The sequence below is a fragment of the Pseudomonas sp. GW456-L12 genome, from assembly GCF_059424045.1.
In genome coordinates this window covers 48,364-71,487 of record NZ_JBWKZA010000029.1, presented here as the reverse complement: position 1 = coordinate 71,487, position 23,124 = coordinate 48,364, and the positions used below count along the sequence as shown (strand labels likewise).

Annotated in this window: 23 protein-coding genes; 8 read left to right on the top strand and 15 right to left on the bottom strand. The window is 61.6% G+C overall.

Going from position 1 to position 23,124, the window contains the following annotated elements:
• Positions 1-22: 22 nt before the first annotated feature.
• Positions 23-577, top strand: coding sequence for a hypothetical protein (locus AC07Y9_RS26420; protein WP_053259294.1), 555 nt, complete (start codon positions 23-25; stop codon positions 575-577).
• A gap of 37 nt (positions 578-614) precedes the next feature.
• On the opposite strand, the gene AC07Y9_RS26415 is transcribed toward AC07Y9_RS26420, so the two are convergent.
• From AC07Y9_RS26415 to AC07Y9_RS26385, 7 genes are all read right to left on the bottom strand, one after another.
• A complete protein-coding gene (locus tag AC07Y9_RS26415; protein ID WP_007922565.1) occupies positions 615-932 on the bottom strand; it encodes a cytochrome C oxidase subunit IV family protein in 318 nt (105 codons plus the stop codon).
• 21 nt (positions 933-953) lie between these two features.
• A complete protein-coding gene (locus AC07Y9_RS26410) occupies positions 954-1,664 on the bottom strand; it encodes a heme-copper oxidase subunit III family protein (RefSeq protein ID WP_102679862.1) in 711 nt (236 codons plus the stop codon).
• 4 nt (positions 1,665-1,668) lie between these two features.
• On the bottom strand, positions 1,669-2,355 hold the full coding sequence (locus AC07Y9_RS26405) for a cytochrome c oxidase subunit 3 (protein WP_102679863.1): 687 nt from the start codon (positions 2,353-2,355) through the stop codon (positions 1,669-1,671).
• Positions 2,352-4,127: a cytochrome c oxidase subunit I gene (ctaD, locus tag AC07Y9_RS26400; RefSeq protein ID WP_102679864.1), complete on the bottom strand. Its 1,776-nt coding sequence runs from the start codon at positions 4,125-4,127 to the stop codon at positions 2,352-2,354. The genes AC07Y9_RS26405 and ctaD overlap by 4 nt, the downstream gene beginning before the upstream one ends.
• Before the next feature lie 40 nt (positions 4,128-4,167).
• Positions 4,168-5,634: a cytochrome c oxidase subunit II gene (locus AC07Y9_RS26395; protein WP_102679865.1), complete on the bottom strand. Its 1,467-nt coding sequence runs from the start codon at positions 5,632-5,634 to the stop codon at positions 4,168-4,170.
• A 372-nt stretch (positions 5,635-6,006) separates the two neighbouring features.
• Positions 6,007-6,393: a hypothetical protein gene (locus tag AC07Y9_RS26390; RefSeq protein ID WP_102679866.1), complete on the bottom strand. Its 387-nt coding sequence runs from the start codon at positions 6,391-6,393 to the stop codon at positions 6,007-6,009.
• 2 nt (positions 6,394-6,395) lie between these two features.
• The gene (locus AC07Y9_RS26385) at positions 6,396-7,829 is read right to left on the bottom strand and encodes a PAAR domain-containing protein (protein ID WP_102679867.1); all 1,434 of its coding nucleotides are present in this window, start codon (positions 7,827-7,829) and stop codon (positions 6,396-6,398) included.
• 207 nt (positions 7,830-8,036) lie between these two features.
• Here AC07Y9_RS26385 and AC07Y9_RS26380 point away from each other — a divergent pair, with 207 nt between their 5' ends.
• The gene (locus AC07Y9_RS26380) at positions 8,037-8,432 is read left to right on the top strand and encodes a c-type cytochrome (protein WP_102679868.1); all 396 of its coding nucleotides are present in this window, start codon (positions 8,037-8,039) and stop codon (positions 8,430-8,432) included.
• 181 nt (positions 8,433-8,613) lie between these two features.
• Here AC07Y9_RS26380 and AC07Y9_RS26375 read toward each other — a convergent pair whose 3' ends face one another.
• The 4 genes from AC07Y9_RS26375 to AC07Y9_RS26360 all read right to left on the bottom strand — a co-directional run bounded on the left by AC07Y9_RS26375 (position 8,614) and on the right by AC07Y9_RS26360 (position 11,514).
• Complete coding sequence (locus AC07Y9_RS26375) at positions 8,614-9,903, bottom strand: OprD family porin (RefSeq protein WP_102679869.1); 1,290 nt, start codon at positions 9,901-9,903, stop codon at positions 8,614-8,616.
• A 236-nt stretch (positions 9,904-10,139) separates the two neighbouring features.
• Positions 10,140-10,535, bottom strand: coding sequence for a nuclear transport factor 2 family protein (locus AC07Y9_RS26370; protein WP_007922537.1), 396 nt, complete (start codon positions 10,533-10,535; stop codon positions 10,140-10,142).
• A 27-nt stretch (positions 10,536-10,562) separates the two neighbouring features.
• Positions 10,563-11,258, bottom strand: coding sequence for a DsbA family protein (locus tag AC07Y9_RS26365; protein WP_053259286.1), 696 nt, complete (start codon positions 11,256-11,258; stop codon positions 10,563-10,565).
• Between the two features lie 43 nt (positions 11,259-11,301).
• Positions 11,302-11,514 (bottom strand): hypothetical protein, encoded by a 213-nt coding sequence (locus AC07Y9_RS26360; protein ID WP_146021761.1) that lies wholly within the window; start codon positions 11,512-11,514, stop codon positions 11,302-11,304.
• Between AC07Y9_RS26360 and AC07Y9_RS26355 the strand changes: the two genes are divergently transcribed.
• Positions 11,513-13,606, top strand: a complete 2,094-nt coding sequence (locus tag AC07Y9_RS26355) for a TonB-dependent receptor (RefSeq protein ID WP_102679870.1) — start codon at positions 11,513-11,515, stop codon at positions 13,604-13,606. The two genes, AC07Y9_RS26360 and AC07Y9_RS26355, sit on opposite strands and share 2 nt — an antisense overlap.
• Before the next feature lie 240 nt (positions 13,607-13,846).
• Here the strand turns inward: AC07Y9_RS26355 and AC07Y9_RS26350 are convergent, their stop codons facing one another.
• The 3 genes from AC07Y9_RS26350 to aguB all read right to left on the bottom strand — a co-directional run bounded on the left by AC07Y9_RS26350 (position 13,847) and on the right by aguB (position 16,274).
• A complete protein-coding gene (locus AC07Y9_RS26350; RefSeq protein ID WP_009041729.1) occupies positions 13,847-14,038 on the bottom strand; it encodes a hypothetical protein in 192 nt (63 codons plus the stop codon).
• Positions 14,039-14,284: 246 nt separating this feature from the next.
• Positions 14,285-15,391, bottom strand: coding sequence for an agmatine deiminase (gene aguA, locus AC07Y9_RS26345; RefSeq protein WP_102679871.1), 1,107 nt, complete (start codon positions 15,389-15,391; stop codon positions 14,285-14,287).
• A gap of 4 nt (positions 15,392-15,395) precedes the next feature.
• Entirely contained in the window at positions 15,396-16,274 is an 879-nt protein-coding gene (gene aguB, locus AC07Y9_RS26340; protein WP_102679872.1) for an N-carbamoylputrescine amidase, read from the bottom strand.
• Between aguB and AC07Y9_RS26335 the strand changes: the two genes are divergently transcribed.
• Positions 16,273-16,536 (top strand): hypothetical protein, encoded by a 264-nt coding sequence (locus tag AC07Y9_RS26335; RefSeq protein ID WP_146021762.1) that lies wholly within the window; start codon positions 16,273-16,275, stop codon positions 16,534-16,536. The two genes, aguB and AC07Y9_RS26335, sit on opposite strands and share 2 nt — an antisense overlap.
• Before the next feature lie 49 nt (positions 16,537-16,585).
• On the opposite strand, the gene AC07Y9_RS26330 is transcribed toward AC07Y9_RS26335, so the two are convergent.
• Entirely contained in the window at positions 16,586-19,498 is a 2,913-nt protein-coding gene (locus tag AC07Y9_RS26330; protein WP_102679873.1) for an aminotransferase, read from the bottom strand.
• A 223-nt stretch (positions 19,499-19,721) separates the two neighbouring features.
• Here AC07Y9_RS26330 and rfbB point away from each other — a divergent pair, with 223 nt between their 5' ends.
• From rfbB to rfbD, 4 genes are read left to right on the top strand one after another with little or no spacing between them, the layout of a single operon-like run.
• Complete coding sequence (gene rfbB / locus AC07Y9_RS26325) at positions 19,722-20,804, top strand: dTDP-glucose 4,6-dehydratase (RefSeq protein WP_102679874.1); 1,083 nt, start codon at positions 19,722-19,724, stop codon at positions 20,802-20,804.
• A complete protein-coding gene (gene rfbA, locus AC07Y9_RS26320) occupies positions 20,801-21,676 on the top strand; it encodes a glucose-1-phosphate thymidylyltransferase RfbA (protein WP_102679875.1) in 876 nt (291 codons plus the stop codon). The genes rfbB and rfbA overlap by 4 nt, the downstream gene beginning before the upstream one ends.
• The gene (gene rfbC, locus AC07Y9_RS26315; protein ID WP_009041723.1) at positions 21,673-22,218 is read left to right on the top strand and encodes a dTDP-4-dehydrorhamnose 3,5-epimerase; all 546 of its coding nucleotides are present in this window, start codon (positions 21,673-21,675) and stop codon (positions 22,216-22,218) included. Before rfbA ends, rfbC begins: the two co-directional genes overlap by 4 nt.
• Complete coding sequence (gene rfbD, locus AC07Y9_RS26310) at positions 22,215-23,096, top strand: dTDP-4-dehydrorhamnose reductase (protein ID WP_102679876.1); 882 nt, start codon at positions 22,215-22,217, stop codon at positions 23,094-23,096. The genes rfbC and rfbD overlap by 4 nt, the downstream gene beginning before the upstream one ends.
• Positions 23,097-23,124: the final 28 nt, after the last annotated feature.

Below are 23,124 nucleotides of genomic sequence, written 5' to 3'. Positions count from 1 at the left end.
ACGATGAAGTAGGAGGTGACTCATGAACCGGCATTTTTACATCAGCGATAATCTCGACGAGCTGGAAACCGTTGAAAGCGAACTGGAAGCCAGCGGCATCAGTACCGAGCAGATTCATGTGCTCAGCGACCGGGATGCGGATGTGGAACAGCATCACCTGCATGATGTGAACTCACTCATGAAGCAGGATGTCGTTCACTCCGGCGAGATTGGCGCGGTCATTGGCATACCGCTCGCGGCATTGGTACTGCTCGGTGCTTATCTGGCAGGTTGGACCGAGTCCGCGGCAGGCTGGGTGCCGTTCATCTTCCTGGCGATCGTGATCCTGGGCTTCTGTATCTGGGAAGGCGGCTTCTTCGGTATCCAGGTGCCCAATGCCCACTTCAGCAATTTGAAAAAGACGGTAAGGGACGGCGAGCACATTTTCTTCGTGGACGTCGAACCCGCTCAGGAGCCGATCCTGGATCAGGTCATCAGCCATCACCCACAACTGCAGGTCGCCGGGACCGGCGCAGCAGCGCCTCACTGGATAGTGGCCTGGCTGCAGAAATGGCATCAGTTCAAGCGCACGATATAGGACGCTGCGGCGCTTGAACGCCGGAGGCGGAAGCCGGTCATTGCCCGAGGAAAATCCCCCGGGTGGAAAACACGTAGTCCGCCTCGGCGGCCATCAGGCCAACCAGCACCAGCAGGCACAACGGCGGGACGAGGATGGCGTAGACCATCGCCAGGCGCTCCCAGGCCATGTGCATGAAGATGGAAACGATCAGGCCGGCCTTCAACAACATGAGGACCAGGATCAGCGACCACCTGAAGTAGCCCTGGAAGTGAAAGTAGTCGACCAGGTAGGACAGGGTACTGAGTACGAACAGCAGCCCCCAGATCTTCAGGTACAGGCTCAGTGGATGCTGTTGACCTTGTGCATGTGCCATCGCCGGTACTCCTCTGCGGGCTCACCATAAGTAGAAGAAAGCGAAGATAAATACCCACACCAGGTCCACGAAGTGCCAGTACAACCCGGCGATCTCGACGATCTGATAGTTGCCGGAGCGCTCGTAGTCTCCGCGCAATACCTTGAAGGCGACGATGCACAGGTAGATGACGCCGACCGATACATGCAGCCCGTGGAAACCGGTAATCATGAAAAAGCTGGCGCCGAACTGCGCCGCGCCCATGGGATTCGACCAGGGGCGCACGCCTTCGGCGATGAGCTTGCTCCACTCGAACGCCTGCATGCTGACGAAGGTCGCACCGAAAGCGGCGGTCGCCAGCATCAGGGCCGCGCATTTGCCGCGTACACGGCGATAGGCGAAGTTCACGGCCATGGCCATGGTGCCGCTGCTGCTGATCAGCACGAAGGTCATGATGGCGATCAGGATCAGGGGGATTTCAACGCCGCCGATGGTCAGGGCGAACACTTCGCTGGGGTTCGGCCAGGGGACGGTGGCACTGATGCGCACCGACATGTAGCCGGTCAGGAAGCAGGTGAAGATGAAGGTGTCGCTGAGCAGGAAGATCCACATCATCGCCTTGCCCCAGGGCACCCGCTTGAACACATCCTGATCCGAGGCCCAATCGGTGGCGATGCTCTTCCACCCCGCTACCAGCGTATCGGGTGGGGGCGGGACGGGATCTTCCGGAGGGGTTGCTGAGGGCAATGCCATGGCTTCACCTCAGGCCGCAGAATGCGGCGATGGCTTGATAGGTTTCCGGCGTGCTGGTCAGCAGGAAGAAGAGGACGATCCACAGCCCCAGCAGGTAGTGCCAATAGATCGCGCAGAGCTCCACGCTGGGCGCCAGTTGCGACAGCGGAACGCGTCGCAGGAACCTGGCGCCGACTCTGCCCCAGGCCACCAGGCCTCCCAGCAGGTGCAACCCGTGTACACCGGTCAGCAGATAGAAAAAGCTGTTGGCCGGATTGGCGGAGACGAAATAGCCCCAGTCGACGAACTGCTTCCAGACCCAAAGTTGCCCCCCAAGAAAGGCGATCGCAAAGACACCGCCCAAGGCGAAGCCGAGGGTGGCCCCGTTCAATGCATCCCGCCGGGCGGCCAGCCGCGCCCACTGCAGGCTGATACTGCCCAGCACCAGCAGGAGCGTGTTCAGCCAGAGTTGCCGGGTACTGGCCAGCGGCGCCAGGGGCTCGGTCAGAGGCTGCCAGTCCGCCATTTGCGAACGCGCGATGAAGGCCAGCAGGAACAGCAGGAACAGCGAGGTCACCACCGCCAGGAACATGCGCAGGCCCACTTTTGCGGCTTTATCCCTGTCCAGGCCTGCCGGTCCCCGAGAGTGGTCGGGGGGCTGGCTCCAACGGCCGCCGGCGCTTTCGGTATTTTTCAATAGCGGCCCGTTCATGGTCTTTCGCCCGCGATCCTGGCTTCTGTGCTGTGCTGCCTCATCTGCTCCAGCTCCTGGGCAGAAACCGTCTGTGGCACGAAGTCCTGCTCTATCCCGGGCACGCTGTAGTCATAGGCCCAACGGTGCACCACCGGCAGCTCCGGCCCCCAGTTGCCATGTACGGGCGGGGTGTCCGGCGTCTGCCATTCCAGGCTGGCCGCCCCCCATGGGTTCGGGCCTGCCGGCTTGCCTTTGAAGGCACTCCAGGCCAGGTTGAAGAGGAACAACAGCTGGCATACCCCGACCGTCAGCGCGACAACGGTGATGAACGCATTCAGCTGCTGCGCCGATTGCGGGATGAAGTCGTAGTTCTGCCAGGCGTAATAGCGCCGAGGCATGCCCAACAGCCCCAGGTAGTGCATGGGGAAGTAGATGCAGTAAGTACCCAGGAAAGTTATCCAGAAATGCAGCTTGCCCAGGGTGTCGTTCATCAGGCGCCCGGTGATCTTCGGAAACCAGTGGTAGATGGCGCCAAATATCACCAGTATCGGTGCGACCCCCATGACCATATGGAAGTGAGCCACCACGAAGTAGGTGTCCGACAGCGGGATATCCACAATCACGTTGCCGAGAAACAACCCGGTGAGGCCACCGACCAGGAAGGTGACGATAAAGGCCAGGGCGAACAGCATCGGCACCGTCAGGTGGATGTCGCCATGCCACAGGGTCAGCACCCAGTTGTAGACTTTCAGCGCGGTCGGCACGGCGATGATCAAGGTGGTGGCGGCGAAAAAGAAGCCGAAGTACGGGTTCATCCCGCTGACGTACATATGGTGCGCCCAGACCACGAAGCTCAGCACGCCGATGGCAATGATGGCCCACACCATCATGCGGTAACCGAAGATGTTCTTGCGCGCGTGGGTGCTGATCAGGTCGGAGACCAGGCCGAACGCCGGCAGGGCGACGATGTAGACCTCCGGATGGCCGAAGAACCAGAACAGATGCTGGAACAGGATCGGGCTGCCACCCTGATGCGCGAGCTGCTGCCCCATGGAGATCACCGCCGGCATGAAGAAGCTTGTGCCCAGCAGCCTGTCGAACAGCATCATCACCGCGCTGACGAACAAGGCCGGAAAGGCCAGCAGGGCCAGGATCGAGGCCATGAAGATGCCCCAGACGGACAGCGGCATGCGAAACAGCGTCATGCCGCGGGTGCGTGCCTGCAGCACCGTGGTCACATAGTTCAGCCCGCCCATGGTGGCGGCGACGATGAAGATCGCCAGCGATACCAGCATCAACACGATGCCCCATTCGGTCCCCGGGGTGCCCTGGGTGATGGATTGCGGCGGATAGAGTGTCCAGCCCGCCCCGGTGGGCCCGCCCGGGACGAAGAAGCTGGAAAGCAGCACCAGGACCGAGAGCAGGTAGAACCAGAAGCTCAGCATGTTGACGTAGGGGAAGACCATGTCCCGGGCGCCAATCATCAGCGGAATCAGATAGTTGCCGAAGCCGCCCAGGAACAGGGCCGTCAGCAGGTAGATGACCATGATCATGCCGTGCAGGGTCATCGCCTGGTAATAGGTGCTGGCGTCCATGAACTCGAGGCTGCCGGGAAAGCCGATCTGCATGCGCATCAGGCCGGACAGCACCAGGGCGACGAGCCCCACGGAAATCGCCGTCAAGGAATACTGGATGGCGATGACCTTGTGGTCCTGGCTCCAGATATAGCGCGTGAAGAAGCTCTTCGGTTCGTGCAGGACTTCTGTTTCTGCATGCTCGACATAAGCCATCAGGTCATCCTCCGGTAAGTTTCGGAGCATTTCCGGCTAGTTACGGCGACTTGCCCGATTCCACCTTGCCGGCATCCGCGTCGACAGCAGCTTTCGACTTGATGAAGGCGATCAGGGCGTCCAGTTCCTTGTCATTGGGGGTAAAGGTCGGCATCACCGCGGCGTAACCCTTGACGATCGCAGCGCCGGGTTGGCGCACGGAATCCTTCAGGTAGCCCTCATCGACCTTGATCTGAGAACCATCGGCCAGGGTTTCCGTCTTGCCGTACAAACCCTGCCAGCCCGGGCCGATACCCTGGCTGCCATCGACGCTGTGGCAGGCCAGGCAACCCAGCGATTCGGCCAGCCGCTGTCCCTGCGCCGCCAGCTCATTCTGTGCGTCTGCAGGGCCTTGTTCTTTCTGCCCCACAGCACTCAGCGACTTGATGAAAGCCACCACGGCGGCCAGTTCATCTTGACTGAAAGTATAGGCCACCATGACCGGCGGATAGCCCTGGACCAGCCTGGCCTGCGGCTCGAGAATCGACTCCTTGAGGTAGGCTTCGTCGACCTGGACGCGGGTGCCATCGGCCAACTGCTCCGAGCGGCCGTACAGGTCCTTCCAGCCCGGGCCCAGGCTGGTGCTGCCGTCCTGGCTATGGCAGGCGCGGCAGCCATGGCTTTCCACCAGTTGGCGGCCTTTTTCCAGCAGGCTGTCCCGGCTCGGCGTGGCGACGTTCGTCAGCGTCTGGGCAAAGGTCGGCTGGCTGGCGAACCATTGGTCGAAAGCGCCCTGCTCCTCGACGACCAGATGGCCGCGCATGTTGTAGTGGCCCAGGCCACAGTACTCGGCGCACAGCACTTCAAACTTGCCGAGCCGGGTCGGGGTGAACCAGAAGTGGGACACCATGCCCGGCACCATGTCCATCTTCGCGCGCATCTGCGGAATATAGAAATCGTGCAGTACATCCTTTGCCCGCAGCAGGACTTTTACCGGCCGATCGATGGGCAGGCGTACTTCATTGTTCATGATCAGTACATCGTCCTGCCCGGCAGGGTCATTGCGATCAAGACCGAAGGGATTGCCGGGATCGATCCATTTGACATCCGCCTTGCCGAGTTTTCCGTCACGCCCGGGAAAGCGAAACGCCCACTGCCACTGCTGGGCAACCACTTCGAGCTGGGTAGCCTCTTGCGGCACCTGGACAAAATCGTTGTAGACCACCAGGCCAGGCGCGAGCATGCCGATGATGCCCAATGAAGTGAGGATGACCAGCCACCCTTCCAGCTTCCGGCTTTCCGGCTGGTAGTGCGCCCGGGCACCTTCGCGATGACGGAAGCGAATCACGGCGATGGCCATGAACAGCGTGATGGCGATGAAAAAGATTCCGGTGATGACCAGGGTGATCAGCAGCGTGGTGTCTATCGACCCCCAGTTGGAGGCAGCCGGCGTCATGTGCCAGGGAGCAAGCAGGTGAAACAGCACCGAAGCGACAACGACTAGAACCAGGATGATTGCTATCGCCATTTTCTCGTCTTCCTGTGCCGGTTGTTCTGTGGCCATGCAAACGCAACGTCGCCCAACCGCAGCGCCACACCGATGCCTAACCCTCCTCCCAAGCCTGCTGGAACATTGCCTCTATCCCCGGGGCAAATCTTCTGAAAAGTATAGTGCGCCCCGTCGGACCTGCGCCGCCGGGCCACATATAGGACGGGCGGGTCAGGGGCTGTTTTCGACTCAGAAAAAAGCCCTCGCGGCGATGCGAGGGCTTTGTTGTTTTCGGGCCATACCCTGTTTTGCTTTGAACCCTTACTGCATGTTTTCAGCGCTTCTCCTGTACCCATGACAAGCCAGCAGCCGGACTAATGCCTGATTAGATAGCAGCGCATGTCAGCCGAACTATTTGAGCCACCCCATGTGTTTACCAATCCCCCAAAGAACAAACAGCAGCGTTCCCCCAGAAAGTGCAGCCACGTACGAGAGCGTTATCATTCGACGCAGCGGGCCTGGGAAATTTTTGTAGTCCTCGGCATCCAGATCACCGCCTTTCAGCGAACGCTTGTAGAAGGTCAGCATGCCGCCGACACTGATCAGCATGAAGAAGCGAGTAAAGGGATCTGTCCCCATGACAGAGCGTCGCGACTGGATCCCCCGTGAGTTGCTCAAGCTGCTGAGTATTTCGTTCATCCGGAAATAGGCGAAGTACAACTGCATCCCGATAAACAAAAATGCCAAGATGAAGTTCGCAATCACAAAGATGAAAAAAACATCTTCAGCATCAAACATCCCTATTCACTCCATTCATACACTTTCTCTCCCGCTCCCTCTCCAAGGCTCTCGCCAACAGCACCTCCGGCAACAGAGCCCAAACCTACCATGACCACACCACACAGCAAGCCACCAATACCAGTGGCGCTGAGGGCAACACATACAGCACCGCCTATCGGACTACCAACAGCGCCACCAGCGAGCCTGCCGGAGAATTTCCCACCCTCGGTAAACCGAACCTTGCGGCAGTCCTGCTCCCTGCCAATTTGACATGCCTCTCGTACTTTCAGTGCCGAAGCAGATGCCCCAAGCCCAATACCAACCCAGCCCCCGAGTTTGATGTATTTGCTGGCCTTGGCTACGCCATTAATGTGGGTCGCATAACCCGGAATATTTCCAGGCACTCCGGCTTTGCTCCAGTGATGGACCAGACTACGACTGGAGATCCCCAGGGCATTTTTCAGTTTTGGGTGCTCAGGTATACCTACGCCTTTACGCACAAGCGGGCCCAGGCTGTTATCCAGTTGAGACATCAAACGCTTTCGTTCTGCAAAAAACTCCGGGGTCTGCAACCTGCCATGTTGCTGGAACGTACGCTGGTGCAACTGCTCCAGTTGCCCCAAGGTGCTTTTCACGTTTTCCAGATGCTTGGAGAACATGACTTCGCCGATGCCGATCGCCCCCGAACCTTCGGTCAAGAACGATTCGATTTCCGCTCGATGACGGACCATAAAGGTCGCCTCATCATCACTCATCGATCCAAGCGCGCTGTTCACCTTATTGGCAGCTTCCATCAGCAATGCCTCTTCTCGGGTGCACTGATGGTTCTTTGGATCGCTCAAGACAATCAGTTGCCCCGGTTTTGCGTAGCTCGATAGCTGAGGGTTCAAGGTGCGGAACTTGTTAAGCACAGCGGCACTTGGCTGTTCGAACAGGAGCGCTTCAAGCTCTGAGCGAGGGATAACGCTTTGCACAATATGAAACCCAGGCTCGACACCCTGAAGCGTTGTCGGCGCAGCTGACAACGGCTCAGCACTGGTCAACCCGGTCAGTCCTTGACTTGGAATATCCCGAGTGAATTCGCTTTTGTAAGAACCATCGCTGATTGCCTGTGCCCAGGCATGCGTGGCCGCCTGCGCCTTTGCTGCAAACTCAGGAGCGATGGTCACGCTACCTTCCTCGGCAGCCATTACCGTACTTTGAGTGGCGATCAGCCGATTGCTGCCAGGAGGGCATCCGCATTGCACAGCATGGCCATGGGTCGCTACTGCAACACCCTCGACGATAAAAGTCGGATTGCCTTCGGCGATAAACCCCATGCTGTTGCATTGAGGACACCACACCGGATCGCTGATTCTTGCGGCCTTACGGTACTCCACAACCGTAGTCGTCGACCCTACGAGAACCCGACCTCCCGTCGTGGTCGGGTCTCCCTCCCTGATCACAAAAGTCATGGCTATTTCCTGCAAGCGGAATGAGCCTGAATGCTAACGACCGGGGTATTCAGAAGGATTTAAGGCTTTTCTCAAAACACCGGGCGAAATGGCTTCAGCAACCAATCTTTCCTCGGACTCGTAACCCCCCTTTTCCCGAAAGGCCGCCCGCCATGCTCAAATAGCCCCCCGTTTTTGCCACAAGCCACACCCGATCCGGAGCCGAACATGAAAAACACCTTTGCCCTGACCTTGACCCTGATGCTCAGCCTGCCGTCGCTCCACGCCCAGGCAGAAGCGCTGGGCGATGCCGAGGCCGGTGGCAAGCTGTTCAAGCGCATCTGCGGTGGCTGCCACAATATCGGGCCTTCGGTGCGCAGCTCTTTCGGACCGCAGCTCAATGGCATTTTCGGGCGCACCGCGGGGAGCGTGGCGGACTATCACTACTCCGACGCGATGAAGTCCTCCGGCATCGTCTGGACCCGCGACAAGCTGGTGGCCTACCTGGAAGACCCAAAGGCCGTGGTGCCCGGTACGCGGATGATTTTCTGGGGACTGAGCGATCAGGAGAAGATCGATAATCTGCTGGCTTATCTGCAGAGCTTTCAGGCGCAACAGCCCTGAGTGACCTGACAAATCAAAGCGGCCCCAAATCCTCAACGGGCGCTTCGCGCCCGATCGCAGCCCGGCGGCAGCGGCTACAGGGAGCCGCGGTGCTGGACGGGGCAACACCCACAAAAAAGCCCCGAACCAGTCGGGGCTTTTTCTATGGCCGGCCCAGTATCAGGCTGCGATCAGGTGTTTATCAGAACACGTTGATCGGGTAGTCGACGAACACACGCAGTTCGTTACCGCTGTCGTTGTAGTCGCTGGATTTCTGCGATACACGCAGGATCGAGCTACGCACCTTGACGCTCAGGTCCTTGGCCGGGCCGCTCTGGACCACGTACTTGAACTGGTTGAAGATTTCGCGCTCGGTGCCGCCGGAGGAGGTGGCAGTGGTGATGTTGTCGCCACGCACGTAAGCCACGTTGTAGGTCAGACCCGGTACGCCGAAGGCGCCGAAGTCCAGACCGTAGCCCAGCTGCCAGCTGCGTTCGTCTTCGGCGTTGAAGTCGGACCAGTAGGAGTTCGCCAGGTAGATGGTGTTGCCGCCATCGCCCACGCGGTTTTGCTCTTTCTGGTAGCCGCCATAGGCATAGCCCAGGTGGCTGTCGCCGGTGCTGCGCTGGTGCGCCAGGGTGAACGAGTGCGGGCCGGTGGCGTAGGTGGCTGCCAGGCTCCAGATCTTGTTGTCCTGGCCGCCTGCTTCTTTGAGCTCAGCGTAGGACTTGTCCAGCTTGGTACGGTAGCCGTTGAAGTCGAAAGTCAGGGACTGGTCGGTGGCCAGCGGGAACACGTAGTTCAGGTTCACGTACTGCTTCTTCAGCACGTCTTCGACGTCGGAAGCGTACAGCGAGCCCTTGAACTGTTCGGTGAACTGGTAGCTGCCGCCCAATACGTTGATCGACTTCAGGCCACCGCTGTCACGGCCTTCGGCGCTTTTACGCGACTCGGCGGTGAAACGACCGGCGTTCAGCTCCAGGCCCTTGATCTCTTTGGAGGTGATCAGGGTACCGGTGTAGCTTTCCGGCAGCAGACGACCATTGTCGTAACTCAGTACCGGCAGGGCCGGCATCTGGTCACCGTAGGTCAGGACGGTGTTGGACAGGCGGAATTTGACCGCGGCGCCGGCCTTGGCCAGGTCGCCTGCCGGGCTCTTGTTACCGCCTTCGCTTGGCTTGAAGAAGTCGATGCCCTGGCCGCCGCTGTGGCTGCCTTTATCCAGGCGCAGGCCGTACAGGCCGAAGGCATCGACGCCCACGCCCACGGTGCCTTGGGTGAAGCCCGACGAGAAGGTACCGATGGCCGCTTGACCCCACTCGCGCTGGTCATCGTTACCGTTTTTCTTGTCGCGATTGATGTAGGCGTTGCGCAGCAGGATTTTCAGGCTGCTGTCTTCGACAAAACCCTTGGACTCAGCCTGGTCGTTAGCCATAACTTGAGTACTGCTCAGAATCCCCAGTGCGATCAGACCGATCCGCTTGTTCAACATTTTATTTTCCTTATTACGGGTTGATGACGCGCTGTGGTGCTCCTTGGAAACGGCGCTTAAGCGCTCTTTTTTCAGGCCAGAACAAAAAGACCCACCCACGAAAAATCGCGGTGGGCCTTTTATTATTGGAAGGTCATGGCCGTTGGCCACAGGCGTTGGCGCGAATCCTATCCGCGCCCTGAACAGTGTGTCAATTTCAAGAATCGTCTGAAAATAGGCAAAAATCGTCTAAGAACTTAACGATCCTTGATGGCCAGTTGCACGGTATGGCTGTCGACGAACTGTTCGAAGTGCGTGACCTTGCCATCTTTCAACGTCCACAAATGGGCCACGCGGGCATTCAGCGGTTTGCCCGTGGCTTTATAGACGCCGCTGTAGTTGCCGTAGGCGAACACCTTGTCGCCCTGGGCCACATAGTTCTCGACAGTGAAGGCAAACCCCTCCCACTCGGTGGCCAGGCGCTTGAAGACATTCTCCACCACGGCATCGAAGCCGACGTAGGTGCCGGCATAGGGAAAACCTGCTGCTTCGGTCCAGCGCGCATCCGCAGCCAGGGCGGCGGCGGTGTTTTTCGCGTTCTCCTGGGAGTTGGCGCCTTCGTAGGTGCTTTTGATCAGTGCCAGGTTATCCATGGGCGACTCCGCAAATTAAGTGGGGGTTCAAAGGGCGCAACCGTTCAGGCCACAGGCCTGCAGGCTAGGTGAAAGCTCGACCTCTGGCGAACCGAAGGCTTCGCTCAGCCAGGCGGCGAACGCCTGCGGCTTGCCCAGCCAGGGGCTGATATCGAGCAGCCTGAACTGACCGTCCTGCTCCAGCACCAGGGTCGGAAAACCCTGGCCACCGACCCGGGCCAACAAGGCACGGCTGGCCTTGATGTGCTCGTTCAAGCTGTTCGCCGCGGCGTACTCGAAGGCTTCCTCGAACTCGCCGCGCTCAAAGCCCAGGCCTTCGGCGAGTTCCAACAGAACATCGACATCGGCGATGCGGCGCCCTTCGACGTAGTGGGCCGTCTGCAAGCGCCCGAGCAACTCCAGGCCGCGCCCGGCGAGCGCCTGCGCCGCCAGTACCGCGGCAATCGGCGGGGCCGAATCGAACAACGCCGAATAGTCGCGCAGCAAACCTTCGAAGTAAGCCTCGCCGAACGGCTGCCCGGTGTATTCGGCAATACGCCGGTCATGGGGCATGACGTAGTCGCGCAGTTGCGGCGAAACCTGCTGGCAGTTGCGCCCGGTCATCATGCCGCCGCCATGGGCCACCACCGGCAGCACTGCCTGGGCCGCCTGCACCAGCGGTTTGGCGCCGTAGCACCAGCCGCACAAAGGATCGTAGATGTAATGAAGGGTCGCTGCCGACATGCAAGGCTCCGGGACAAAGGCCGATAAATTCGATGGCGGCAGACTATGCCTGTGGCCCACGGCGAAAAACGCTGGAATGGCTTTTAGTCTGTTTCGGGAATCGGTCGAATCGGCCGTGTATCCACTTCATCTCAATCAAGACACAAATTGAAACAATCCGCCCAGGGAACTTTTCAAGAATAATTAACGGAAGTAAATAGCAAGCATTACCATTCGCGCCGACTGTTTCTTTCCCCTTCTGGATGCGTTTTTCCATGCCTGCCCCCTTCCGCCTGACTCCCCTCACCCTTGGCTTTTGCGCCTCGCTGACGGCCGGTTTCACCTGCGCCGCCCCGACCACCCTGCCGGCTACCGCCATCAGCGCGGAAGTCGATGCCGACGACCCACGGGTCAAGGAAGTCAGCACCGCGACCCGCACCGCCACGCCGGTGCGCTACGTGCCGCAAGCCATCGACTCGGTGAAGACCAGCAACGTGCTGGACTACGGCATCAACGACCTGGGCACGGCCCTGAGCGGCATTCCCAACGTCAGCAGCGGCGCCGACACCCGCTTCGACAGCCTGCGTATTCGCGGTTTCGACGCCAGCAACGACTTCTACCTCGACGGCGTCCGTGACGACAGCCAGTACGTGCGCGACCTGCACAACATCGAGCGCATCGAGGTGCTCAAGGGCCCGGCGGCGGTGCTTTACGGCCGTGGCAGCCAGGGCGGGATCGTCAACCGGGTGAGCAAGCTGCCGCAGTTCGGCCGCCACTCCAGCGTCGAAGTCAAAGGCGGCAGCGAAGACCTGCGCAGCCTGTATGCCGACCTCAGCGCCGACCCCAGCGAGAACATCAGCCTGCGCCTGAACATGGGCAACCAGGACAACAACAGCTTCCGCGACGGCGTCAGCGGCAGTCGCCAGCTGTTCGCGCCGTCCATGAGCTGGCAACTGACGCCGGACCTGAACTGGCTGGTGCAGTACGAGTACAGTCGCTACAACCGCACGCCGGACCGCGGCATCCCGGGGATCGACGGGCGTCCGGCGGACGTAAGTCGCGACACCACGTACGGCGACCAGCGCGACTACATCGACGACAAGTCCCAGTCGCTGCGTTCCAAGCTCAGCTACGAGCTGAACGACAACTGGCAACTGCGCCATACCCTGAGCCTGTTCAAGCTCAACAGCGATTTCGACAACACCTACCAGACCGGCTACGACAGCCGCACCAAGCGGGTGAACCGCCAGCGCTGGCAGCAGGACCTGAACACCCGCAACCTCTACAACAACCTCGAAGTCGAAGGCACCTTCGATACCTTCGGCCTCGAGCACCGGGTGCTGACGGGTGTCGAGCTGGGCAGCCAGCGACGCGATCCGAAGCTCTATACCGCAGCGGCGGTCAGCGCCGGTGGCCAGGCCGTGCCGTCCCTGGCCCCGTTCAACCCGGATAAAAACATGCGGCATACCGGGAAAATGGTGGCGTCCAGCTACAACCACAGCGAGGTGGAAAGCCGCGCCGTGTATGTCCAGGACCAGTTGCGCCTGAACGATCAGTGGCAAGTGCTCGCGGGCCTGCGCTACGACAACTTCAACGTCGAGACCCACAACAAACTGCTGGATATCAAGGACGACCGCGACAGCCACAGCACCAGCCCGCGCCTGGGCGTGGTCTGGACCCCGCTGGAGAACCACTCCTTCTACGCCTCCTGGAGCAAGAGCTTCTCGCCGGTCGGCGGTGGCCTGATCGGCATCACCCCCAATGCCAACGGCAACAGCAACGACCTGAGCCCCGAGCGCACCCGGCAGAAGGAAATCGGGGTCAAGAGCGACTGGCTCGACGACCGCTTCAGCACCACGCTCGCGGTCTATGAGCTGGAACTCTACAACCGTCGCAGCCGCAGCGTGGAAGACCCGAACGTGATCCTGCTGACCGGCCTGCAGCGCTCCCGCGGCGTGGAACTGACCGCCGCCGGCAAGATCGTCGGCAACTGGTCGATCCGCGGCGGCATCGGCCTGCAGGACGCGACGGTGGTCAAGAGCAACAACGGTGACGAGGGCAACCGGGTGAACAACGTGGCCAAGCGCAATGGCAGCCTGTTCGTGACCTGGAAGCCGGAAATGGGCTGGTACGCCGAGACCGGCCTGACCCTGGTCGGCGATCGTTATGCCGACAACGCCAACACCGTGATGCTTCCGGGCTACGGCCGCTGGGACGCCCTGGCCGGTTTCCGGCAGAAGGACTGGGACCTGCGGGCCGCGCTGAACAACATCAGCGACCGCACCTATTACTCCTCGGCCACCAGCGCCGGGCAGATCCAGTTCGGCGATCCACGCAGCCTGGTGGTAACCGGCACCTACAGCTTTTAAGCGGATACGCGGCGCCTCGGCCAGACCGCTTTGTGCTTATCGCGGGCAAGCCTCGCTCCTACAAAAGCCTCCCAATCCTGTAGGAGCGAAGCTTGCTCGCGATGAACGATAACGCGGTGCATCAGGCAAACCGCGACGCTCCCATCACCGGCAAGCGAGGGCCAACCGAGCGCCTGCGACAAAACCTACGCAAAAAAAGCGCTGCCATCCGGGCAGCGCTTTTACCAATCCGTTGTTTGCTTATCCTTCCAGCACATCCCATAGTGCTTCGAGTTCGGCCTCGCTGAACAAACCAGCAGGGTAACGATCGAGGATCATCCGGCGCGGGTCGGTTTCCCGGACCTGTCGCGTTCCATTGCACTTCAACCATTGCGCCAGAACCTGAAGCGACTCGCTATTTATTGCGGAAGTCCGCTCGCTGACCCTATTCATTTCCAGCGCTCTCTCCCGGTTTGTAAGCGGCTAACTTATCCAAGGTTTATGACAGAACATCGCAGTTCCACCGGCCTCGGATTGACCTCGCGAGAGATACAAGAGCTATGCCAAGGTCCCGTAATTGCCAGCTTCCGGATCCAAAAAAACCCGCAGTCCATCAGGGCTGCGGGCTTGCCGGGCGACGTCGGATTGGATCCATGTAACCGCCCGTCAATCAGGCGTCACGGGCTGTTACAACAACACTCAAACCTTGTGCGGCGCCGGTTGCTGCTGGGTAAGGCAATGGATATTTCCGCCCCCCAGTAACAACTCGCGACCCGGCACCATCACCACTTCGTGTTGCGGAAACAGGTTCTGCAGGATTTCCTTGGCCTGGGCATCCAGCGGATCGTCGAAACTCGGAGCAATGATGCCGCCGTTGACGATCAGGAAGTTCACATAGGAACCGGCCAGGCGCACCGACGGATTACGCTCCTGGGTGCCATCCACCGGGTCGACGCCCGCGCACTCTTCTTCGGTGGCGTACAGCGGTCCGGGAATCGGCATCTTGTGCACCGTGAACGGGCGACCCTTGGCGTCGGTGCTGTCTTGCAGCACTTTCAGCGCCGCCTGGCAGCGCGGGTAGTTCGGGTCCTGCGGGTCGTCGGTCCAGGCCAGCAGTACTTCGCCCGGACGCACGTAGCAGCAGAAGTTATCCACATGGCCGTCGGTTTCGTCGTTGTACAGGCCATCCGGCAGCCAGATGACTTTATCCACAGCCAGGTTGGCGCTGAGCACCGCTTCGATCTCGGCACGGTTCATGTGCGGGTTGCGATTGCGGTTGAGCAGGCATTCCTCGGTGGTGATCACCGTGCCTTCGCCGTCGACGTGAATCGAGCCGCCTTCGAGCACGAAGCCCTCGGTACGGTAACGCGGACTGCGCTCGATCTCGAGGATCTTGCCGCCCACCTGCGAGTCACGGTTCCACGGCGCATACAGGCCGCCGTCGAAACCGCCCCAGGCGTTGAAATCCCAGTTCACGCCACGGACTTCGCCCTGGTCGTTGATGACGAAGGTCGGGCCGGTATCGCGGACCCAGGCGTCGTCGCTGGACATCTCCACCAGGCGGATATTCGGCACGTCCAGGCGGGCCCGGGCGTTTTCATACTGGGCCGCGGACACTGCCACGGTCACCGGTTCGAAGCGGGCGATGGCCTTGGCCACCGCTACGTGTGCGGCTTGCGCCGGCTTGCCGCCCAGGCGCCAGTTGTCCGGGCGCTCGGGCCAGATCATCCAGGTCTGGGTCTGCGTCGCCCACTCGGCGGGCATGTAGAAGCCGTCGGCGCGAGGGGTGCTGTGCAAAGTGGTCATGGGTTCAGGACTCCAGGGAACCGTCGAGGGTTTTGATCGCGCTGTACAGGTTCGGCCGACGGTCGCGGAACGAACCCCAGGCGCTGCGAATGTGTTCCAGCTCGTCGAGGTCGAAACTGTGGACAAGAATACCTTCTTCAGTCTCGTTCAGTTCTTCAACCTTCTCGCCGAACTGGTTGGCGATGAACGACGAGCCGTAGAAGGTGATGTCGTAGCCGTCCTGCTCTTCGTTGCCGATGCGGTTGCTGGCGATCAGCGGCATCAGGTTGGCGCCGGCGTGGCCTTGTTGCACGCGCTGCCAATGGTCGCGGGACGAGATGCTCTTGTCGTGCGGCTCGCTGCCGATGGCGGTCGGGTAGAACAGAATCTGTGCGCCTTGCAGCGCCATGCTGCGGGCGCACTCGGGGAACCACTGGTCCCAGCAGATGCCCACGCCGATTTTCGCGTAGCGGGTGCTCCACACCTTGAAGCCGGTGTCGCCCGGATTGAAGTAGTACTTTTCGTGATAGCCGGGGCCGTCCGGGATGTGGCTTTTACGATAAATCCCGAGGTTGCTGCCGTCGGCGTCGATGATCGCGATGCTGTTGAAACGCGCCCGCCCGGCCAGTTCATAGAAGCTGATCGGCAGCACCACCTGCAGCTCCTTGGCGACTTTCTGGAAATGCGCGATGGCCGCATTGCTTTCCACTGGGGTCGCCAGCTGCAGGTAGTCCGGGTTCGGCTTCTGGCAGAAGTACGGGGCCTCGAACAGTTCCTGGATCAGGATGATCTGCGCGCCTTTGGCGGCGGCCTCGCGGACCAGCTTTTCCGCGGTCTCGATATTGGCTTCGAGGTCCCAGGAACAGGCCATCTGGGTTGCGGCGACGGTAACGATACGGCTCATGGATCATCTCCTGGGCAGCAGCAAAGGACCGAGGGTGGCATCGGTCGATGACAAAAAAGGGAATGGTCAGGCGCGGCTTGAGCCTGTCCTGATAGGGATGACTTTATATCCGATAAAAATCGACTTTAAAAGCCTAAAAACAACTCATAAAAAAATTAACCCCTATAAAAATCGATTATTATCGATATTTATAGGGGTTCAGGGGTGTCAGTGCGGACGCTATCGCGAGCAAGCTCGCCCCTACAGGGGCATGCCTTTCTAGGTAGGAGCGAGCATGCTCGCGATCCGAATGCAGGGCATTCGAGTGGGGCCTAGAGCCCCTCCTCCAGCACCTTGGCCAACATGTCGACAAAGAAATCGACGCTCTGGCGCGTGGTGACCATCGGCGGCTTGATCTTGAGAATGTTCAGGTCATCGCCAGTGGGCTGCATGAAGATCCCCAGCTCGCGCAGGCGATCGCACAGCAGGGCGGTCTCCTGCGTGGCCGGCTCCAGGGTCTGGCGATCGCGAATCAGCTCCAGGCCCAGGTAGAACCCCGAGCCATGCACCGCGCCCACCAGTGGATAACGCTCGATCAGGGCTTCGAGGCGCTGCTTGAAGTGGCCACCCACCACCTGGGCGTTTTCCCAGAGTTTTTCTTCCTGCATCACGTCCAGCACCGCCATGCCGATCCGGCAACTCACCGGGCTGCCGCCGGCCGAGGAGAAGAAATAACCTTCGGCCTCCAGCGCTTCGGCGATCTCCCGGCGGGTGATCACCGCCCCCAGCGGCTGGCCGTTGCCCATGCCTTTGGCCATGGTGATGATGTCCGGCACCACGCCCTGCTCTTCGAAGCCCCAGAAGAACGTGCCCATGCGCCCGTAACCGACCTGCACTTCGTCGGCGATGCACACCCCACCCTGGGCGCGGACCAGCGCATAGACCTGCTTCAGGTAACCCGGCGGCAGGGCGATGCCGCCGGCGTTGCCATACACCGGCTCGCAGATGAAACCGGCCAATTGGCGATTCTGCTCCGCCAGTTTGGCCAGGTTGTGTTCGACGCTGCGCACGTAGTCCGCGGTGCTGTCCTGGCCGCGGAACTCGCCGCGATAGGTATTGGGCGCGGTCACCGGATGCACCCAGTCCGGGCGGCTGCTCAGGGCCTGGGGGTTGTCGGCGATCGAGGTGGACACCGCATCCGCGCCCACCGTCCAGCCGTGATAGGCCTCCAGCACGCTGAGCAGGTCGCGCCCGCCGCTGTAGGCCCAGGCCAGGCGGATCGCCAGGTCGTTGGCCTCGCTGCCACTGTTGACCAGGAACACCCGGTCCATGGAGTCCGGCGCCAGCTCCAGCAAGCGCTCGGAGAACTCGGCAATCGCCGCGTAGTGGAAACGCGAGTTGGTGTTGAGCAGCGACCATTGGCGCGCGGCCTCGGTGGCCATCCGTGGGTGGCCGTGACCGAGCACCGCGACGTTGTTGAGCATGTCCAGGTAGGAACGGCCCTGCATGTCGATCAGGTGGTTGCGCCAGCCGCGCTCGATGCGTGGCGGGTCGACGTAATAGTGCTTCTGCGAACGGGCGAAACTGGCATCGCGGCGCGCCAGCAAGGCTTGCGAGTCGAGCTCCGGCTCGGCGTCGCAGGCCAGGCCCAGCAGCGCCGCCGGCGACGGGCACAGCGCCTGCCATGCCGCGGCCCGCGAGGGCGTGCAGAACAGCGGCGGATCGAGCTGCGCGCCACGGCACAGCTGGACCTTGAGCCCGCCATCCACTGCCCCCAGCACCTGGCCTTTGACCAGTGCCGCGCCGGCATGCACCGAGGGCGTGACGCCCCACAGCCGCACACTCAATTGCGGGCCATCGAGGCGCAACGCACCGTCGGTGGCGCGGTGCAGCACCCCGGCAAAAGGCGCTTCGACCGCCGTGCCCGACGGTACCTGCAACTGCACGTGCAACGGGAAGGTGTCCGGCTCGACGGCACTGTCCGGGCAGGTCCGGGACAGGCGGTACTGCCCGTAGCGACTGGCCGCCAATCCATGGGCCGCCGCGGCCTGCTGCAACAGCAGGGTATCAATCTCCGGCTGCTCCCAGTTGCCGGCCTCGAAATGCGGGCTGAGCACACCCAGGTCGATCAGGGCGAACTCACGCCCCACCAGGCCCGGCAGCAAGGGGGCGAAACCTTCGCCGGCGATGGCCGGCAGCGTCTGCCCTACCGCTCCGAGGATCGCCGCTTCCATCAATTCGAACGGCACCGAGGTGGCGACGCGGAAGATCTCCCATTCGTGGCTCAAGTTGTCGCGGCTGTATTGGTTGCCCGGGTCGATGCTCACCTGCTGTTCGCCACTGAGCACCAGCACCGCGGCGCGGGCCACGATCAGCGGCCACAGCGCCAGCAGCTCGGCCTGCTGCAGTGGGTTGACCGCGTGATAGGCGCGGACCGCCGGCAGGATGCAGAACGGATCGCCCTCGGCATGGTGCAGCAGCGCCGCGCAGGTCACCGACAGGTCAGTGATGCGCCAGGTGCGGATCAGGTCGCCGAAATCGATCACCCCCTGTACCTGCCAGTGGCGCTGGGCGTCACGCTGCCAGACCACGTTGTCGTCGGTGATGTCCAGGTGGATCGCCTGCACCGGCAACTGCTCGGCCAGGCGCTGCACACGACGCTCGGCCTGCTCGGCTACTTCGGCGATCAGGCGGCGTTGCTGTTCGTCGGCGATCACCGGCAACAGGTGATTGATCAGGCTATGGGCATGGCGCGCGTCCCATTGCAGGGTGCGTTCCAGGCCCGGGTGCTGGAAGTCCGCCAGGGCCAGGTCCATCTGCCCGCACAACCGGCCGAAGCCGGCTGCCAGCTCGGGGCCCAGGTGCTTGAGGTAGGTCAGCGGCTGGCCTTCGATGTAGTCGAGCAGGCGCACATGCAGCGCCTGGCCGTCGACTTCAAGGGACAACAGGTCGGCGCCGTTCTTCGCCGGGATCACCCGAGGTACGTGCAGCTCGGGGTGGCTGCCCAGGTGCTTGAGCGCCGCATGTTGCGCCTGCAGTTCCAGGGCGGCGTAGTCGCCACGGCAGATCTTCAGGACAAAACGCCCCTGGGGACTGTCGAGCCGGTAGTTGAGATCCTGCTGGCTGCCCAACGATTGCAGCGTGCCGCCAAGACCGTAGTGCACTTCGAGCAGGTCCAGCGCCTGCTGCGGGGTGACTTGCGGACCGGGCAGACTGGCGCGGTGAATCAACGTGGCGAGCAACATGGAACGACCCCTGGAATTATTGTCAGATGCGTATATCGCCACTGCGCCAGGCGTTACGCAACCCCCTGGCCCGGGCAGCCGACAAGGGCTGCACCGCCGCCGGGAAGGCAAACAGGATGCCAATACCCGGGCCAGACATCGGCGGCCCTTGCAGCGGCCGCTGGCTGCCGACAAGCTATGCTCCATTCGCGACTCCATGTCTTAGGGAAGAAGGCCTACCCATATGCGCATTCTCGTTACCGGCGGTGCCGGTTTTATTGGATCGGCGCTGATTCGCCACCTGATCCGCAACACCGAACACGAGGTGCTCAACCTCGACAAGCTGACCTACGCAGGCAACCTGGAGTCGCTTTCGAGTATCGCCGCCGACACCCGCTACGAGTTCGTCCAGGCCGATATCGTCGACCAGGCCAGCGTCAGCGCCCTGCTCGCGCGCTTCCAGCCCCAGGCGATCATGCACCTGGCCGCCGAGTCCCACGTCGACCGCTCCATCGACGGTCCGTCGGACTTCATCCAGACCAACATCGTCGGCACCTACAGCCTGCTGGAAGCCACCCGCGCCTACTGGCAGGCCCTGCCGCCGACGGAAAAAAGCGCCTTCCGCTTCCACCACATTTCCACCGACGAGGTGTACGGCGACCTGCACGGCGTCGACGACCTGTTCACCGAAACCACGCCCTACGCCCCCAGTTCGCCCTACTCCGCCAGCAAGGCCGCGTCCGACCACCTGGTCCGCGCCTGGCAGCGCACCTACGGCCTGCCGGTACTGGTCACCAACTGCTCGAACAACTACGGGCCGTTCCACTTCCCGGAAAAGCTCATCCCGCTGGTGATCCTCAACGCCCTGGCCGGAAAACCGCTGCCGGTATACGGCAACGGCCTGCAAGTGCGCGACTGGCTGTTCGTCGAAGACCACGCCCGCGCCTTGCTCAAGGTGGTGACCGAAGGCGTGGTCGGCGAGACCTACAACATCGGCGGCCACAACGAACAGACAAACATCGACGTGGTGCGCGGCATCTGCCAACTGCTGGAAGAACTGGCGCCACGCAAGCCCGAAGGCGTGCAGCACTACGCCGACCTGATCACCCTCGTCCAGGACCGCCCCGGCCACGACCTGCGCTACGCCATCGACGCCGGCAAGATCGAGCGCGAACTGGGCTGGGTGCCGCAAGAAACCTTCGCCAGCGGCCTGCGCAAGACCGTGCAGTGGTACCTGGACAACCAGGAATGGTGCCAGCACGTGCAGGACGGCAGCTACCAAGGGCAACGCCTCGGCTTCACTGACTTCAAGGATCTGATCGCATGATGAAAGGTATCGTTCTGGCGGGTGGCTCGGGCACCCGCCTGCACCCGATCACCCTGGGTGTGTCCAAGCAACTGCTGCCGGTCTACGACAAACCGATGATCTATTACCCGATCTCGGTGCTGATGCTGGCCGGCATCAAGGACATCCTGCTGATCTCCACCCCCCAGGACCTGCCGCAGTACCGCAACCTGCTGGGCGACGGCAGCCAGTTCGGGGTGCGCTTCAGCTACGCCGAACAACCGTCGCCGGACGGCCTGGCGCAGGCGTTCCTGATCGGCGAGCAATTCATTGGCGACGACCCTGTGTGCCTGATCCTCGGCGACAACATCTTCCACGGTCAGCATTTCACCGAGAAGCTGCAGAACGCCGCGGCGAAACCGTCCGGAGCGACGGTCTTCGGCTACTGGGTCAAGGACCCGCAGCGCTTTGGCGTGATCGACTTCGACGCACAGGGCAACGCCCTTTCGATCGAGGAAAAGCCCCAGCACCCCAAGTCCAGCTACGCCGTGACCGGGCTGTACTTCTACGACAACTCAGTGGTCGAGATCGCCAAGGCGGTCAAGCCTTCGGCGCGCGGTGAACTGGAAATCACCGACGTCAATAATGCCTACCTGCAACGCGGCGACCTCAGTGTCGAACGTTTCGGCCGCGGCTTCGCCTGGCTCGACACCGGCACCCACGACAGCCTGCTGGAAGCCTCGCAGTACGTGCAGACCATCGAGCACCGCCAGGGCCTGAAAGTCGCCTGCCTCGAGGAAATCGCCTACAACCAGGGCTGGATCAACCGCGAGCATCTGCTCGAACACGCCAAGTATTTCGGCAAGACCGGCTACGGCCAATACCTCTACAGCCTGGCGGGAGAAACCCAATGAAGGTCCTAGCCACCGAACTGCCCGGCGTGCTGATCATCGAACCCAAGGTCTTTGGCGACGAACGCGGTTTTTTCTACGAGAGCTTCAATGCCAAGGCGTTCGAAGAAGCAACCGGAGTGCGCACCCAGTTCGTCCAGGACAACCATTCGCGCTCGCAAAAGGGCGTACTGCGCGGCCTGCACTACCAGATCGAAAACACCCAGGGAAAACTGGTGCGGGTAGTCGCCGGCGAAGTGCTCGACGTGACGGTGGATATCCGCCGCAGCTCGCCGCACTTCGGTAAGTGGGTCGGGGTGCGGTTGTCCGCGGACAACCATCGCCAGCTGTGGGTACCGGAAGGCTTCGCCCATGGTTTCGTGGTGCTGAGCGAGTACGCCGAGTTTCTCTACAAGACCACCGACTACTACACCCCGGCGTCCGAACGCTGCATTCGCTGGGACGATCCGACCCTGGCTATCGACTGGCAACTCACAGGCCCGGCGCAGCTCTCGGCCAAGGATCAGGCCGGCAAATTGCTCAGTGAAGCCGAGCTGTTCCCATGAGTGGCCGGTTGAAGATCCTGATCAGCGGCCAGCACGGCCAGGTCTCCCAGGCCCTGCAACAGCGCCTGGGAAACCAGCATGAATTGATCGTGCCCGGGCGCGGCCTGCTCGACCTGACACGCCCGGACGCCATTCGCCAGCAAGTGCGCAGCCTGCGCCCGCAGTTGATCATCAACGCGGCCGCCCACACCGCCGTCGATCAAGCCCAGAGCGAGCCGGAGCTGGCCTTCGCGATCAATGCCAGCGCCCCCGGTGTGTTCGCCGAGGAAGCACGGGAACTGGGTATCCCACTGATTCACTACTCCACCGATTATGTCTTCGACGGCAGCAAGCAGGCCCCCTACACCGAAGACGATGAACCCAACCCGCTGAGCGTCTACGGCCAGAGCAAACTCGCCGGCGAACGGGCCATCGGCGCGGCAGGTGGTGAACACCTGATCCTGCGCACCAGTTGGGTGTATTCGAACACCGGCAAGAACTTCCTGCTGACCATGCAACGCCTGCTGCAGGAAAAACCGCACTTGCGCGTGGTCGCCGACCAGATCGGCGCGCCTACCTGGGCCGGCACCATCGCCGCCAGCACCGCCGCCCTGATCGAGCGCTGGCAGGCCGGCCAGCCAGGAGCCTGGGGGACCTACCACCTGACCGCTGCTGGCGAGACCTCCTGGTTCGGCTTCGCCCAAGCCATTGGCGAGCACCTGCTGGCCCAAGGCAAAGCCTGCGCGACCCTGGAGGCGATCCCCTCCAGCGCCTATCCGACACCCGCGCCACGGCCGCTGAACTCACGCCTCGATTGCCACCGCCTGGAGCGCGAGTGGGGCGTGCGCCAACCTGAGTGGCGCAGCGCATTGCACGAGTGTCTTGCCGGGCAGGGCTAGGCATAATGCGCCTGTACCCACAGGCGCA